The organism is Roseateles sp. FW301-B2, from assembly GCF_058788955.1.
In genome coordinates, this window is record NZ_JBYTBE010000022.1 from 30762 (window position 1) to 46531 (window position 15770).

Below are 15770 nucleotides of genomic sequence, written 5' to 3' on the forward strand. Positions count from 1 at the left end.
CCGCGCGGGGGGCACCCGCTGCTCCCCATATGCCCAAACCCTTCCACACCGCGCTGGCCGGTACCCTGCTTCTGCTGGGGCTGTGGAGCCCGCTGGCGCAGGCGCTCACCATCACGGTGGCCAGCTTCCCGGACCTGGACCGCGCCGCGCGCGCGGCCCTGCCGCGCTGGCGCGCCCTGCACCCCGACATCGAGGTGAAGATCGTCTCGCGCCAGTACGCCGACCACCACACCGCCATGACGGCGGCGCTCGCCACCGGCTCGGGCCTGCCCGACGTGATGGCGCTGGACCTGCGCTTCATCGGCAAGTTCGCCGCCGGCCGCGGCCTCAGCGATCTGGGCGCACCGCCCTTCCAAGCGCAGCAGCTGCGCGACCTATTCGTGGCCTACAGCTGGCCGCAGGGCACAAGCCCGCGCGGCGAGTTCGTCGCCATGCCCGCCGACATCGGCCCCGGCACCTTGCTCTATCGCCAGGACCTGATGGCGCGCGCCGGCATCAGCGAGGCCGAGCTGACCGGCAGCTGGGAGCAGTTCATCGCCGCGGGCATCAAGCTCAAGGCCGCCACCGGCGCCTACCTGCTGGCCGACAGCACCGACATCCGCGACATCGTGCTGCGCACCGGCCTGGCGCCGGGCGAGGGCCTGTACTTCGACAGCCAGGGCAGGGTGCTGGTGGACAGCCCGCGCTTCGTGCGCGCCTTCGAGCTCGGCCGCGCGGCGCGCCGCGCCGGCATCGACGCCCATGCCACCGCCTGGACGAACGACTGGGTGGCCGGCTTCCGGCGCGACAAGATCGCCAGCCAGATGATGGGCGCCTGGCTGGCCGGCCATCTGAAGAACTGGCTGGCACCGGCCAGCGCCGGCCAGTGGCGCTCCACCCAGCTGCCCAACGGCGTGTTCGCCTCCTATGGCGGCTCCTTCTACGCGATCCCGGCCAAGTCCGAGCACAAGCAGGCGGCCTGGGACTTCATCCGCTTCATGTGCGCGGATGCCGAGACCCAGCTGCAATCGCTGCGCACGCTGGACAGCTTCCCGGCCCTCAAGGCCGCGCAGCAGGACGCGCTCTTCGACGAGCCCATGCCCTACCTGGGCGGCCAGCGCGCGCGCCGGCTGTGGCGCGAGATCGCCAGCCAGGTGCAGGCCGTGCCGGTGCATCGCCTGGACGCCCTGGCCACCGACGTGGTGCGCGCCGAGTACGAGCTGGTGGTGAGCAAGGGCAAGGACATCCCCAGCGCGCTGGCCGATGCGCGCGCCATGATCGAACACCGGGTGAGGCGGCCATGAAGAGCCTGTTGCGCCAGCTCGGCGGCCGCGCCGCTGCCCCCTATCTCTTCGTCGCCCCCTTCTTCCTGCTGTTCGCCGCCTTCGGCCTATTCCCGCTGCTGTTCTCCATCGTGCTCTCGCTGCACCAGTGGGACGCCTCGGCCGGCCTCGGCGCGATGCAGTGGGTGGGGCTGCAGAACTACTGGTATGCGCTCACCGACCCCTGGTTCCGCAGCTCGCTGGGCCATACCTTCTGGTACGGCCTGGCCGCGGGCCTGCCCCAGCATCTGCTGGCCCTGCCGCTGGCCTATTACATCCACCGCCGCCTCAAGCGCAGCCGCAACTTCGTGGTGGGCAGCTACTTCCTGCCCTACATCACCTCCAGCGTGGCGATCGCGCTGATCTTCAGCACCCTGCTGTCCAAGGACTTCGGCTTCATCAACCTGATCCTGCCCGGCGCGCCGCGCGACTGGCTGGGCGATGCCGACTACGCCATGCCCGCGATCGCCTTCGTGGTGTTCTGGCGCTACCTGGGCTGGAACCTGGTGCTCTACCTCTCGGCCCTGCAGGTGATCGACGAGTCGCTCTACGAGGCCGCCACCCTGGACGGCGCCGGCCCCTGGCAGCAGTTCCGCCACATCACCCTGCCGCTGCTGCGGCCGATGATTTACTTCGCCGTCACCATGACCATCATCGGCAGCCTGCAGCTCTTCGACGAGCCCTTCATCCTGGTCGACTCGGAAAGCGGCGTGGCGCCGGCGGTGATGACCACCGCGATGTTCATGTACCGCATGGCCTTCAGCTATGGCGACTTCGGCACCGCCTCGGCGATCTCCTGGCTGCTGTTCCTGGTCATCGCCGCGCTGAGCTGGGGCAACCACCGCCTGTTCGGCCAGGCCGGAGGCGAGCATGGCCGCTAAACCCCATGGACGCTGGATCGCCGCGCTGCTGCTGGGCGCCGGCCTGCTGATCCTGGTGGCGCCCTTCTATTTCACCTTCGTGTTCGCCACCCACGAGCGCGCGCAGATCTTCAGCGCGCCGCCGCCGCTCTGGTTCGGCGCGCAGTTCCTCGGCAATCTGCAATTGCTCACCGAGCGCCTGCCCTTCTGGCGCAATGTCGGCATGAGCATCTACGTGGGCCTGATGACCACGGCGCTCAACCTGCTGTTGTGCAGCCTGGCCGGCTTTGCCTTCGCGGTCTACGAGTTCCGCTTCAAGCGCGGCCTGTTCGCCTGCGTGGTGGGCTCGATGATGCTGCCCAGCTTTCTCAACATGATCCCGGGCTATCTGGTGGTGGACGCGCTGGGCTGGATCGACCAGCCGCGCGCGCTCTACATCCCGGCCGCGGCCGGCGCCCTGGGCATCTTCATGATGCGCCAGTACATCGCCTCGGCCATCCCCTTCGAGCTGCTTGACGCGGCGCGCATGGACGGCTGCAGCGAGCTGCGCATCTTCCGCAGTGTGGTGCTGCCGCTGCTGGGCCCGGCGCTGGGCACGCTGGGGCTGATCACCTTCATCGCCTCCTGGAACAACTTCGTCGGCCCGCTGGTGGTGCTGCGCTCGGTGGAGCAATACACCCTGCCGCTGGCGCTGCGCTCGATGCAAAGCCCCAACAACACCGAATGGGGCGCGCTGATGGCGGGCAGTGCCATCGCCATGCTGCCGCTGCTGCTGGCCTTCGTCTTCTTTGCCAAGCGCCTGGTGGCCGGCCTCACCGCCGGCGCTGTACGTGGCTGAACGCGGCTGAATTTCTCCTCTCGCAAACCTATGAACGCCCTTGACCTGAATCCCTCCGCCCTGGCCGAGCTGCACCATGCGCTGCGGCCCGACTTCCTCTGGGGTGCCGCCACCAGCGCCGCGCAGATCGAGGGCGCTGCCTTCGGCGAAGGCAAGGGCGCCTCGATCTGGGACGCCTATTGCCGCCAGCCCGGCCGCATCAACGACGGCTCCAACATCGATGTGGCCTGCGATCACTACCACCGCTTTCGCGAGGACGTGGCGCTGCTGAAATGGCTGGGCCTGGACGCCTACCGCTTCTCGATCGCCTGGCCGCGCGTGCAGCCCGATGGCGCGGGCGCCTGGAACGAGGCCGGCTTCGCCTTCTACGACCGCCTCGTCGACGCCCTGCTGGAGGCCGGCATCCAGCCCCATGCCACGCTCTACCACTGGGATCTGCCGCAGGCCCTGCACGAGAACATGGGCGGCTGGACCGCGCGCGAGATCGTGCCGCGCTTCGCCGACTATGCGGCCGAGGTGGCGCGCCGCCTGGGCGACCGCCTGGCCAGCATCGCCACCCTCAACGAGCCCTGGTGCGTGGCCACGCTGGGCTACGAGACCGCGCAGTTCGCGCCCGGCCTGACCAGCCGCGCCACCGCCACGCAGGTCTCGCACCACCTGATGCTGGCGCATGGCGCGGCCATCCAGGCGATGCGGCCGCTCACCCGGGCGCCGCTGGGCGTGGTGCTCAACCACACTCCGGCCTTCCCGGCCAGCGCGCTGGAGGCCGACCGCCGCGCCGCCCGCATCGACGACGGCCTGAACGTGCGCTGGTACATGGACCCGATCTTCCGCGGCAGCTACCCGGCCGACGTGATCGAGTACCTGGGCGCCGATGCGCCGCGCATCGAGCCGCAAGACCTGGCCCTGATCCAGCAGCCGCTGGACTTCCTGGGCGTCAACTTCTACACGCGCAGCTTCATCAGCACCCAGCAGCCGGCCGTGCCGGCGCCCGGCAAGCAGGGCTTCACCGACATGGGCTGGGAGATCTATCCCAAGGCGCTGACCCAGCACCTGGTGCGCATCACGCGCGAGTACGCGCCGCCGCCGATCTACATCACCGAGAACGGCATGGCCAATGCCGACCAGGTGGTGGACGGGCGCGTGGCCGATGTCGAGCGCGTCGCCTACCTGCGCTCGCACCTGCAGGCGCTGGCGCGCGCCGCCGAGCTGGGCGTGGATGTGCGCGGCTATTTCTACTGGAGCCTGCTCGACAACTTCGAGTGGAACTCCGGCTACACCAAGCGCTTCGGCCTCTTCCATGTGGACTACGCCAGCCAGGCGCGCCTGGCCAAGGACAGCGCGCATTGGTACCGCGGCTTCATCGAGGCCTTCAAGCAGGCGCACCGGCCATGACGGCGGGGCTGGAGTTCCGTGGCGTGGTGAAGCGCTACGGCGCCAACGACGCGGTGGTGAAGGGCCTGGACCTGAAGGTCGAGCCGGGCGAATTCATGGTGCTGGTGGGCGCCAGCGGCTGCGGCAAGAGCACCACGCTGCGCATGCTGGCCGGGCTGGAAGAACTGAGCGAGGGCCAGATCTTCATCGGCCAGCGCGAGGTCAGCCGGGTGGCGCCGGCCGAGCGCGGCGTGGCCATGGTGTTCCAGAGCTATGCCCTCTACCCGCACATGACGGTGGCCGAGAACATGGGCTTCGGCCTGCGCATGATGGGCCTGCCCAAGGCCGAGGTGGCGGCGCGCGTGGGCAGGGCGGCGCAGAGCCTGCAGCTGGAGGCGCTGCTGGCGCGCCGGCCCAGGGAGCTCTCGGGCGGCCAGCGCCAGCGCGTCGCGATCGGCCGCGCCATCGTGCGCGAGCCCGAGGTGTTCCTGTTCGACGAGCCGCTCTCCAACCTCGACGCCGCGCTGCGCCACCAGATGCGCCTGGAGCTGGCCCAGTTGCACAAGCGGCTGGGCGCCACCATCGTCTATGTGACGCATGACCAGGTGGAGGCCATGACCCTGGGCGACCGCATGGCCGTCTTCAACGCCGGCCGCATCGAGCAGGTGGGGGCGCCCATGGACGTCTATGCAAGGCCGGTGAACCGCTTCGTGGCCGGCTTTCTGGGCTCGCCGCGCATCAACTTTCTCGAGGGGCACGCTGCGGACGGCATGTTCCACACCGCCCAGGCCGGCAGCCTGATGCTGGCGCAGGCCGGCCCGGTGCACAGCGTCGGCCTGCGCCCGGAGCACCTGCGCCTGGTGGCGCCGGAGGCAGGCTGGGGCCTGCGCGGCGAGCTGGCCCTGATCGAGCATCTGGGCGACACCAGCATCGCCTATCTGCGCCTGGCCGGCGCGGCCGAGCCGCTGGCCGTGAAGCTGGAGGCGGCCCAGGGTCAGGTCTTGCGCCCCGGCGAGGCCCTGTGCCTGCAGGCCGAGCCGCAGCATCTGCTGGCCTTTGACGCCCAGGGGCGCACGCTGTGAACGCGCGCCAGCCGGTGGAGGGCGGCGCTTTTCCGCGCCTGCTGGCCGATGTCGGGGGCACGAACGTGCGCTTCGCCACCCAGCTGCGGCCGCAGGGCCCCCTGCTGCATCGCGCCGGCTACGCCTGCGCCGACTTCGAGACGTTCTGGGACGCGATCTGCCACCACCAGTGGCGCCTGGGCCTGGCGGCGCCGCAGGCCTGCGCGATCGGCATTGCCACCGCCATCACCGGCGACCATGTGCGCATGACCAACCACCATTGGTCCTTCTCCATCAGGGGGCTGAAGCAGGCGCTGAAGCTGGAGCGGCTGCTGGTGCTGAACGACTTCTCGGCGCTGGCGCTGGCCCTGCCGGCGCTCACCGAGGCCGATTGCTGGCGCGTCGGCGGCGGCGCTGCGGTGGCCGGCGCGCCGATCGCGCTGCTGGGCCCGGGCACGGGGCTGGGCGTGTCGGGCCTGGTGCCGGCGGTGTGCGGCGCCGGGCTCGTTCCCATCGGGGGCGAGGGCGGCCATGTCAGCCTGGCCTCCTTCGAGCCCGAGGAGGCGGCGGTGCTGCAGCTGCTGCGGCGCGAGTTCGGCCATGTCTCGGCCGAGCGCGCGCTCTCGGGGCCGGGCCTGGAGAACCTCTACCGCGCGCTCGCCGAGGTGCGCGGCCTGGGGCGGCGCGCGCAGGAGGCGGCCGCCATCAGCGCCGCCGCCCTGGCCGGCAGCGACGCGCTGAGCGAAGCGGCGCTGGCGCTGTTCTGCGGCCTGCTGGGCGAGGTGGCCGGCAACCTGGCGCTGACGCTGGGCGCGCGCGGCGGGCTCTATATCGGCGGCGGCATCGTGCCGCGCCTGGGCGATTGGTTCGGGCGCTCGCCCTTCCGCGCCCGCTTCGAGGCCAAGGGCCGTTTCACCAGCTATCTGCAGGCGATCCCGACCCTGGTGGTGCGCAACGGCGAGGAGGCCGCCCTGCTCGGCGCGAGCCGGGCGCTGGACGCGGCCTCCTTGTCCAGCTGCTAGCTGCTTACCAGATGCGGATGCGCTCGCCCGCGGGCTTGAACATCTTGTCGCCCTCCTTGGTGCCGAAGGCCTCATGGAAACCATCGTGGTTGATGGCGGCGCCATTGGCACGGAACTCGGGTGGCGAATGCGGATCGGTGGTGAGCAGCTGCAGCGAGCGTTGCTCGCGCACCTTCTCGCGCCAGGCCTGCGACCAGCCCATGAAGAAGCGCTGCTGGCCGCTGAAACCGTCGATGGCCGCGGCGGGCTTGCCGCCCAGCGAGCGCAGATAGGCCTTGTAGGCGATCTGCAGGCCCGAGAGGTCGGCGATGTTCTCGCCCAGGGTCAGCTTGCCGTTGAGCTTCTTGCCGGCGATCGGCTCGTAGGCCGCGTACTGTTCCACCAGCTTGGCGCCCACTGCCTCGAAGGCCTTGCGGTCGGCCTCGGTCCACCAGTTGCGCAGCACACCGTCGCCGTCGAACTGGCTGCCCTGGTCGTCGAAGCCATGGCTGATCTCGTGGCCGATCACCGCGCCGATGGCGCCGTAGTTCACCGCATCGTCGGCGCCCATGTCGAAGAAGGGCGGCTGCAGGATGGCGGCAGGGAACACGATCTCGTTGAGCGTCGGGTTGTAGTAGGCGTTCACGGTCTGCGGCGTCATGCCCCATTCGGCGCGATCCACCTTCTTGCCGGCCTTGGCGGCCACGCGCTCCCACTCGAAGCGGCCCGAGCGCAGCGCATTGCCCAGCGCGTCGCCGGCGCGCACGTCGAGCTTGCTGTAATCGCGCCAGACGTCCGGGTAGCCGATCTTCACCATGTACTTGGCCAGCTTGTCCTGGGCCTGCGCCTTGGTGGCGGGGGTCATCCAGGCGAGGCCGTCGATCGATTCCTTGTAGGAGGCCAGCAGATTGCCCACCAGCTCCTGCATGCGCGCCTTGTAGGCGGGCGGGAAATGCTTGGCCACATAGAGCTGGCCCACCGCCTCGCCGAGCGCGCCGTTGAGGTCGGCGATGGCCTTCTGCCAGCGCGGCTTCTCCTCGGTGGCGCCGGTCAGCGCGGTACCGCGGAAGGCGAAGCGCGCCTCGCGCAGCGGCTTGGGCAGCAGGTCGGCGGTGGCGTCCAGCAGGTGCAGCTTGAAGTAGAGCTTCCAGTCGGCCAGCGGCAGCTCGCCATAGAGCTTGGCGATCGCGCTGACGGCGCTGGGCTGCGAGATCGAGAGGCGGTCCTGCCCGGCCAGGCGGGCGGCGGCCATGAAGCCGGCCCAGTCGAAGCCCGGCGCCGCCTTGGCCAGCTCGGCCGGCGTCATCGGGTTGTAGATCTTCACCATATTGCGGTTGTCGACCTTGTCCCAATGCGCCTCGGCGATGCGCTGCTCCAGCGCCATCACGCGGTCCGCGGCCTCGGCGGGCTTGGCCTCGCCGGCCTGCGTGGCCAGCAGGGTCAGGTATTGCGCGTAGGCGGCGCGCGCCTTGCCCATGCGCTCATCGTCCTTCTTCAGGTAGTAGTCGCGGTCCGGCAGGCCCAGGCCGCCCTGCCAGGTGAGGGCGCGATTCACGGTGGGCTCCTTGAAGTCGCCCATCACCCACAGCTGCACCGGCGTCTCAAGCCGGCCCTGCATGCGGCCCTGCCAGGCGGCCAGCTCCTTGAGCGACTTGATCGCATCGATCTCGGCCAGCAGCGGCTTGACCGGCGCCAGCCCGGCCTTGTCGATCGCTTCGGTGTTCATGAAGCTGGCATAGAAGGCGCCGACCTTCTGCGCCACGCTGCCGCTCGGGTGCTGCTGCGTAGCCAGCTCGTCGACGATGGCGCGCACGCGCTTGTCGCTGAGGTCGCGCAGCTGGATGAAGGCGCCGTACTCGGACTTGTCGGCCGGGATCTCGGTGGCCTTCATCCAGCCACCATTGGCGGCGCGGAACAGATCGTCCTGGGCGCGCACGGCGGGGTCGAAGCCGGGCATGTCGAGACCGGAACTCAGGGGGGCGGCAAAGGCCGCGCCGGCCAGCTGCAGCAGCAGGGCCAGGGTCGTGAGCTTGAGGGATTGTTTCGTCATGGTGCAGCGTGTTGGGTGCAAAGCCGGGAGGCTAGCGGCCATCGGCCCTCACGCCGAAAGTTTCGGCCTGGGACTTTCCCCGATGGCCGGGCCCAACTCCCGCTGCAGCTTCTTCGTCAGCTTGCTGAACACCAGCGCATGCGAGCGGCTCACCAGCGCGAGCAGGTCCGCCAGGGGCAGGGCCTTGGGGTCTTGCAGCTGCACCCAGCGGTAGCGCGCCGCGTAGGGTGCGGGGCGCAGCCCGGGCAGGCCGGTGAGCTCGAGAAAGCGATGGTCTTCGACCTTGAAGGAGCAGCCGGTCCAGACGCCCGGCTCGGGCCCGCCGCACAGAAACATTTTTCCACCCACGCTGGCCACCCAGCTGTTGCCCCATTTGATGTCAACGGTGGCGCCGGGCAGTGACGCCGCGTGGGCCTGGAGTGCCTTGAACTTGTTCTTCATCGCGGCAACCACAGGCTGACCTGCAGCCCGCCGCCCTCGCGGTTCGCCAGCGCGATGCGCCCGCCATGCGCCTCGGCGATCTCGCGCGCCAGCGCCAGGCCCAGGCCGGTGCCGCTGCGCTTGGTGGAGTAGAAGGGCAGCAGGGCCTGTGCCAGCACGGCCTCGCTCATGCCGGGGCCGCGGTCGGCCACGGTGAGGCGCCAGTCGGGGCCCTGGGCCTGGATGCCGAGGCTCACCTGCCCGGCCTCATCCGCCTTGGCACTGCCGGCCTCATGCGCGTTCTTGATCAGATTGATGAGGGCCTGCTCGACCTGCGCGCCGTCGAAGCGCGCCGGCGCCAGCGGCAGCTCGCCCTCCAGCCGGAATTCGCAATGGGCCGCCAGGCCGTCGACGAAGCCGGCCCATTCCACCGGCTCGAGGCGCGGTGTCGGCAGCTTGGCAAAGCTGGCGTAGCCGGCCAGAAAGCTGTGCAGATGGCGGGCGCGCTCGCCGATGCTGGCGAACACGCCGGGGATGCGCTCGAGATCGCCGCGCCGCGCCAGCTCGGCGCCGCTGTGTGCCAGCGAGGAGATCGGCGCCAGCGAGTTGTTGAGCTCGTGGCTGATGACGCGGATCACGCGCTTCCAGCTCGCCACCTCCTGGCGCGAGAGCTCGCGCGTCATGCGCCGCAGCAGGATCAGCCGGTGCGGCAGGCCCTGCAGGCTCAGCTGGCGCTGCGAGACATGGAAGCTCTCCTCTTCAGCGCCGCCCGCCTCGTTGATGGTGAAGAGCTGGTCGCGGCCGCTGTGCAGGGCCTCGGCCAGGCCGGCGGGGGCCTGCGCCAGCAGCACATCCAGCATGCGTGTCTGCAGGCTGCGGCCCTGGCCCAGCAGCTGGCGCGCGGCGATGTTGGCATAGGCGATGCGGCCCCCGGCATCCACCAGCAGCAGGGCCACCGGGGTGTTCTGCACCACGCTGTCCAGCAGCAGCTCGCGCTGCGCCAGATGCTGGCGCTGCTCGCGCAGCGCCAGGCCCAGCTGCTTGTGCAGGCGCAGCAGCTCGGCCAGTTCGCCGCCGCCATCGGCGCTGATGGCGCTGCTGAAATCGCCGTCGCGGTAACTCAGCACCGCGCCCTCCAGCGCGCGCAGCAGGCGCTTCAGCGGCGCCAGCGCGGCGCTGGCCGCGAGCAGACCGATCGGCAGCATCAGGCCCAGCGTCAGCAGCAGGGCCTGCCAGCCCCAGGGGGCCGGCGCCGCACCGGCGTCGGCCCAGGCCAGCAGCTGCGGCAGCGGCCAGTAGACCAGGGCGGCGTGCAGCAGCCAGCTCAGCAGCGCGCTGCACCACAGCAGGACAACGAAGCGCCACTGCAGGCTCATCGCGTCAGTCCCTGGGAAGCCCGTAGCGCTCCATGCGCCGGTACAGGGCCTGGCGCGACAGGCCCAGTCCCTGGGCCGCGCGCGCCACCACGCCGCCGGCGGCGGCCAGCGCGGCCAGCACGACCTCGCGGCTGGGCTCGTCCAGATTGCGCAGCGCGGCGGGTGCGGTGCTGGCCGGCGCCAGCGCCAGGTCGGCGAGCTGGATCTGGCCGGCCTGGCACAGCAGGGCGGCGCGCGCCATCACGTTCTTGAGCTCGCGCACATTGCCCGGCCAGGCGTGGGCCAGCAGGCCCTCGCGTGCGGCCTCGCTGAGCTGCACGGACTCGCCGTTCTGGCGCCCATGCTCGGCCAGGAAATGCTCGGCCAGCGGCAGCACGTCCTCGCGCCGCTCGGCCAGCGGCGCCAGCCGCAGCTCGATCACGTTGAGGCGGTAGTAGAGGTCTTCGCGGAAGCTGCCCGCCGCCACCATGGCCTTGAGGTCGGCATTGGTGGCGGAGAGCACGCGCACCTTGGTCTCGCGCGTGCGGTTGGAGCCCAGGCGCTCGAAGCGGCCGGTCTCCAGCACGCGCAGCAGCTTGACCTGGCCGGCCAGCGGCAGGTTGCCGATCTCGTCCAGGAACAGGGTGCCGCCGTCGGCGGCCTCGAAGCGGCCTTCGCGCGCCCGGTTGGCGCCGGTGTAGGCGCCGCTCTCGGCGCCGAACAGCTCGGCCTCGATCAGCTCGCCCGGCAGGGCGCCGCAGTTCAGCGCCACGAAGGGGCCGCCGGCCACCGCCGAGTTGGCATGCACGATGGCGGCGATGCGCTCCTTGCCGCTGCCATTGGGCCCGCTGATCAGCACCGGCAGCGGCGCGCGCGCCACCTGGCAGGCGGTCTCCAGCGTGGCCAGCATGGCGTCGGAGGCGAACACCAGCTCGCCCAGCTGGTAGCGCGCGCGCAGGGCGGCATGGCGCTGGCGGCTGGCTTGGCGCCGGCGCTGCAGCTCGCGCGTGGATTCGGCCAGCTCCAGCAGGTTCTCCACCGTGGCCAGCAGGCGCGCATCGTCCCAGGGCTTGGCCAGGTAGTCGGCCGCGCCGGCCTTCACCAGCGCCACCGCCTGCTCCAGCTGGGTCCAGGCGGTGAGCAGGATCACCGGCAGGTCGGGATGCAGGGCGCGGATGCGCTGGAACAGCGCGCGGCCCTCCTCGCCCGAGGTGGTGTCGGCGCTGAAGTTCATGTCCTGGATCACCAGGTCCACCGGCTCGCGCGCCAGCAGGGCCAGGCCTTGCTCGGGCTCGCTGGCATAGAGGGCGCGGATGTCGTTGAGCGAGAGCGAGAGCGAGAGCGCCTCGCCCACGCCGGGGTTGTCGTCGATGATCAGAACGGTGCGCATGCGGGGCGCAGCATAGCAACAAGCCTCATCCGCGCAAGACCTGCACCGGCGGCAGCGCGGCGGCGCGGCGTGCCGGCCCCAGCACCGCCAGCTGGCCCAGCGCCAGCAGGGCCAGCGCGCCCACCGGCAGATAGGCCAGCGGCAGGCGCGGCAGCTGGTAGTTGAGCATCAGCGCCAGGTTGATGGCATAGGCCGCCACCATGCCCAGGGCGATGCCCAGCGCCGAGAGCAGCAGGTTCTCGAGCTGGAAGTAGCGCAGGATCTGGCCGCGCGTGGCGCCCAGGGCGCGGCGCGTGCCTATCATGCGGCTGCGCTGGCGCACCCAGAAATTGGCCAGGCCGATGATGCCCAGCGCGGTCACCACCAGCAGCACCAGGCAGACGATGCCCAGCGTCCAGGCCATGTAGCGGTCCTGGGCGTACTGGCGGCTGCGCAGCTCGGTGAGGCTGACGGGGGCTTCCACCATGCGATGGCGGCCCTGCTGCTGCAGCGCCAGCTTGGCGGCCTTCATCACTGCATCGCGCTGTGCGGGTGCCACGCGCAACAGATAGACGCCCATGTCGTAGCTGGGGCGCAGCGGCAGCAGCACCGCGGCGGGGCCGTTGAACTGTTCATCGCTGGGGCGGATGCGGCCGAGCCGTTCCACCACGCCGACGATCTTCACCGGCTTGTCGCTGCCCGCGTAGACCACCTTGCCCGGCGCCGATTCGCCGGGAAAGAACTTCTCGGCCAGCGCGCGGTTGACGATGATGCCGGGGATGCCGCCGAGGCCGTCGGCGCCGAGGCTGCTCGGATCCCGGTACTCCTCGGGCAGGAAATCGCGGCCGGCGATCAGGCGCAGGCCCGAAGTCTGCAGCCAGCCATCGCCCATCAGATACCAGGCGGCATTGGTGTCGGGGCGGCCGGGTTCGCCACTCGTAGCCACGCCGCCGTTGTTGGAGCTGCCGCCGAAGGGCACCTGGTTGGTGACGGTCGCGTGCAGCACCCCGGGCAGGGCGCGCAGCAGGGCCAGGTCGCGCTGCGTAGCGGCTTCGGGTTTGGCCTCCTTGCGGATCGCGTTGACCTGCAGCACCAGCAGCTCCTCTTCGGCAAAGCCGCTGGGCTGTTCCATGCCGGTGAGGCGCTGGCCGATCAGAAACACCGCGTTGCAGATGATGGCGCAGCTGAGTGCCACCTCCAGCACGATCAGGCCGGCCGCGATCTTGTGGCGGCGCAGGGTCTTGAAGATGGGGCCCAAATGCAAGGACATGGCGGTGCGGCCTTACTGTGATTTGAGTTGCAGGGCCGGTGCCACCTGGGCGGCGCGCCAGGCCGGCAGCAGGCCGGCGGCCAGACTGGCGAGTAGCGAGACCGCCAGCGTGGCGGCCAGCATGGGCAGGTCCAGGCGGGCCAGCTCGGCATAACTGGCCGGGTTGTGGCGCACGCCCAGCAGCCCCAGCCAGGCCAGCAGCAGGCCCAGCAGACCGCCCGCCAGGCCGATGGCCAGGGCCTCCACCAGGTGTTGCAGGAAGATCGCCTTGCGCGAGGCGCCGAGCGCGCGGCGCCCCCCCCCCCCCCCCCCCCCCCCCCCCCCCCCGCGGCGCACCCCGATCTGCGGCGCGCCGCGCAGGCATTTGGCCAGCAGCAGGCCGACGGTGTTGGTGAGGCAGACGACCAGAAAGCCCAGCGCCAGCCACAGCTGCAGGCGTACGTCACCGGGCACCACCTGCTTGAACGCCAGCCACTCCGGCACATTGCGCAGGCGCACATTGGGCGGGCGCTCAAATCGGCCGGCGCCGCGCTGGCGTTGCGAGTAGGCATTGAGGTAATCGCGATAGCGCTGCACGGCGCCGGCATCGGGCAGCCGCACCCAGTACTGGATCCAGACGCAGGGCGCGTTCGGCGCGGTGGCGTCGGGAATATGCTCGTTGCCCCAGCAGTTCATCGTGCCGGAGCGCGGCAGCTCCAGTTCGCGGCTGGTGCTGAAGGGCAGGTAGAGCCCCTCGGTCTGGCCATAGTCGCCGGTGTTGAGGTCGTAGAAATGCGGGGTCAGTCGCCAGGCACCCAGCACGCCCACCACGCGCATTTCGGTGTCCTGCACGCGCAGCGTCTTGCCGACGCTGTTGCCGCCGCCGAACATGGCCTCGTTGAGCTCGCGCGAGATCACCACCTGGCGCGCATGCGCCGCATCGTCGGCGGCCGACCAGGGCCCCCCGTATTGGAAGGGCAGGCCGAACAGCGCGAAGAAGTCCGCCGAGGTGTAGCGCACATCGCTGGAGCGCGGCTCAAGCTGCTCGTCCGGACCCTGCAGAATCACCTGGCCGCCGGTCATCATGGCCTGCTGCGGCGCCTGTGCCTCGGCCAGCAGGGCCTGGGCGTCGAAGCGGGTGAGCTGCTCCTCGGGTTCGGCGCCGGGCCGGTAATAGGCCAGCTGGCCCGGGTCCAACTGCACCTGGTAGAGATGCTGGCTGTGCCCCGGCAAGGGGTCGGCGGAGAGCACGTGGTAGACCGTCAGCGTGGTCATGCTGGCGCCTATGCCCAGGCCCAGGGCCAGCACCATCAGGCCGGTGAGCACCGGATTGGCGCGGCAGCTGCGCAGCGCCAGGTCCAGGTAGTAGGCGAACATGCGGGTGCCTCAGCCGCGCAAGGCTGCCACCGGCGGCAGCGCGGCGGCGCGGCGTGCCGGTGCCAGCACGGCGAGCTGGCCCAGCGCGCACAGCACCAGCGCGCCGACCGGCAGATAGCTCCAGGGCAGGCGCGGCATCTCGTAGTTCTGCATCAGCAGCAGGCTGATGCCGTAGGCGGCCGCCATGCCGATCACGATGCCCAGGCCCGAGAGCAGCAAGTTCTCGGCCTGGAAGTAGCGCAAGATCTGACCCCGGGTGGCGCCCAGCGCGCGCCGCGTGCCGATCATGCGGGTGCGCTGCTGCACCCAGAAACTCGCCAGGCCGACGATGCCGAAGGCGGTGACCACCATCAGGGCCAGGCACACGCCCACCAGCAGGTGCACCATATTGCGGTCCTGCGCGTAGTAGGCGCTGCGCATCTCGCTGAACAGCTGCTGCTGGCGCAGGATGCGGCCGGGGCCGGTCTGGTCGAGCGCGGCGATGGCGGCCTTCAGCACGGCCTCGCGGCGGCCGGGCTCGGTGCGCAGCACATAGGCGCCGCCGCGGAAGCTCTCGCGCACCGGCAGCAGCATGCTGTAGACGTTCATGTCGTCGCTGCCGCCGGGATGGGGCGTGACCAGGCGCTCCACCACGCCGACGATGCGGGTGGGTTCGTCGCTGATGCCGTAGAGCGTCTGGCCGACCGCTTCGGCGCCGGGGAAGAGGCGCTCGGCCAGCGCCTTGTTGATCACCAGCGCCGTCACCTTGCCGGTCTCGCTCTGCTCCAGCGTGCTGTTGTCCAGGTATTCGGAGGCCTCGAAGTCGCGCCCCGCCACCAGGCGCAGGCCCAGCGCCTGCAGCCAGCCCTCGGAGGCGTTGTAGGACGCCACGCCCACGCCCGGCGCATTGCGGTCCGCCTGGGTGCGCATGGTGCTCATGCTGAAGCTGCGGCCGAAGGGCAGCTGGTTGATCACGCTGAGCTGCTGCACGCCGGGCACGGCGCGCAGCGCCTGCAGGTCGGTGCGCGTCTGCGCATCGGCGTTCTGGCTCGGCCCGACGCCGACGACCGACACCACCACCAGCTCGTCGTCCACCAGGCCGCTGGGCTCGTTGATGCGCTCCAGGCGCTGGCTGATCAGGAACAGCGCGTTGCAGACGATCGCGCAGGTCAGGGCCACCTGCAGCACGATCAGGCCGGCGGCGGTCTTGTGACGCTTGAGCGTCGCGAGGATGGGCAGCAGATCCATGGTGAGGCCTCTCATTGGGACTTGAGTTGCAGGGCGGGCTGGACTTGGGCAGCGCGCCAGGCCGGCAGCAGGCCGGCGGTGAGGCTGGCCAGCAGGGCCAGGCCCAGGGTGGTGGCGAGCATGGTCAGGTCCATGTGCACCAGGGCGCCGTAATCGGCGCTGCCCTGGCGCACCGCCCAGATGCCGGCCCAGGTGAGGGCCAGGCCCAGCACGCCGCCCACCAGGCCGAGGCTGCCGGCCTCGACCAGGAACTGCAGAAAGATCTGCCGGCGCGGGGCGCCAAGTGCG

Annotated in this window: 14 protein-coding genes; 6 read left to right on the forward strand and 8 right to left on the reverse strand. The window is 70.7% G+C overall.

All coding sequences use genetic code 11. The annotated features are described in order from the left end of the window. From AC3WQY_RS15640 to glk, 6 genes are all read left to right on the forward strand, one after another. Positions 1 to 1283 (forward strand): ABC transporter substrate-binding protein (locus AC3WQY_RS15640; protein ID WP_492709551.1); only part of this gene is annotated, 1283 nt, incomplete at its 5' end. After that, a complete protein-coding gene (locus tag AC3WQY_RS15645; protein WP_492709552.1) occupies positions 1280 to 2182 on the forward strand; it encodes a carbohydrate ABC transporter permease in 903 nt (300 codons plus the stop codon). The genes AC3WQY_RS15640 and AC3WQY_RS15645, both read left to right, overlap by 4 nt. Continuing rightward, on the forward strand, positions 2172 to 2999 hold the full coding sequence (locus tag AC3WQY_RS15650; RefSeq protein WP_492709553.1) for a carbohydrate ABC transporter permease: 828 nt from the start codon (positions 2172 to 2174) through the stop codon (positions 2997 to 2999). The genes AC3WQY_RS15645 and AC3WQY_RS15650 overlap by 11 nt, the downstream gene beginning before the upstream one ends. A 30-nt stretch (positions 3000 to 3029) precedes the next feature. After that, on the forward strand, positions 3030 to 4394 hold the full coding sequence (locus AC3WQY_RS15655) for a GH1 family beta-glucosidase (RefSeq protein WP_492709554.1): 1365 nt from the start codon (positions 3030 to 3032) through the stop codon (positions 4392 to 4394). Then, on the forward strand, positions 4391 to 5455 hold the full coding sequence (locus tag AC3WQY_RS15660; protein WP_492709555.1) for an ABC transporter ATP-binding protein: 1065 nt from the start codon (positions 4391 to 4393) through the stop codon (positions 5453 to 5455). Before AC3WQY_RS15655 ends, AC3WQY_RS15660 begins: the two co-directional genes overlap by 4 nt. After that, the gene (glk, locus tag AC3WQY_RS15665) at positions 5452 to 6456 is read left to right on the forward strand and encodes a glucokinase (protein WP_492709556.1); all 1005 of its coding nucleotides are present in this window, start codon (positions 5452 to 5454) and stop codon (positions 6454 to 6456) included. The genes AC3WQY_RS15660 and glk overlap by 4 nt, the downstream gene beginning before the upstream one ends. 4 nt (positions 6457 to 6460) lie before the next feature. On the opposite strand, the gene AC3WQY_RS15670 is transcribed toward glk, so the two are convergent. From AC3WQY_RS15670 to AC3WQY_RS15705, 8 genes are all read right to left on the reverse strand, one after another. Further along, on the reverse strand, positions 6461 to 8485 hold the full coding sequence (locus tag AC3WQY_RS15670) for a M13 family metallopeptidase (RefSeq protein WP_492709557.1): 2025 nt from the start codon (positions 8483 to 8485) through the stop codon (positions 6461 to 6463). Positions 8486 to 8533: 48 nt separating this feature from the next. After that, positions 8534 to 8926 carry an MmcQ/YjbR family DNA-binding protein gene (locus AC3WQY_RS15675; RefSeq protein WP_492709558.1) on the reverse strand — a complete coding sequence of 131 codons (393 nt, stop codon included), beginning with the start codon at positions 8924 to 8926 and terminating at the stop codon, positions 8534 to 8536. Then, on the reverse strand, positions 8923 to 10281 hold the full coding sequence (locus AC3WQY_RS15680; RefSeq protein ID WP_492709559.1) for a sensor histidine kinase: 1359 nt from the start codon (positions 10279 to 10281) through the stop codon (positions 8923 to 8925). Before AC3WQY_RS15680 ends, AC3WQY_RS15675 begins: the two co-directional genes overlap by 4 nt. A gap of 4 nt (positions 10282 to 10285) precedes the next feature. After that, positions 10286 to 11650: a sigma-54-dependent transcriptional regulator gene (locus tag AC3WQY_RS15685; RefSeq protein WP_492709560.1), complete on the reverse strand. Its 1365-nt coding sequence runs from the start codon at positions 11648 to 11650 to the stop codon at positions 10286 to 10288. Positions 11651 to 11675: 25 nt separating this feature from the next. Continuing rightward, positions 11676 to 12899: an FtsX-like permease family protein gene (locus tag AC3WQY_RS15690; protein ID WP_492709561.1), complete on the reverse strand. Its 1224-nt coding sequence runs from the start codon at positions 12897 to 12899 to the stop codon at positions 11676 to 11678. Between the two features lie 12 nt (positions 12900 to 12911). Continuing rightward, positions 12912 to 14255 carry an ABC transporter permease gene (locus AC3WQY_RS15695; RefSeq protein WP_492709562.1) on the reverse strand — a complete coding sequence of 448 codons (1344 nt, stop codon included), beginning with the start codon at positions 14253 to 14255 and terminating at the stop codon, positions 12912 to 12914. A gap of 9 nt (positions 14256 to 14264) precedes the next feature. After that, positions 14265 to 15482 (reverse strand): ABC transporter permease, encoded by a 1218-nt coding sequence (locus AC3WQY_RS15700; RefSeq protein ID WP_492709563.1) that lies wholly within the window; start codon positions 15480 to 15482, stop codon positions 14265 to 14267. Between the two features lie 11 nt (positions 15483 to 15493). Then, positions 15494 to 15770 (reverse strand): FtsX-like permease family protein (locus AC3WQY_RS15705; protein ID WP_492709564.1); only part of this gene is annotated, 277 nt, incomplete at its 5' end.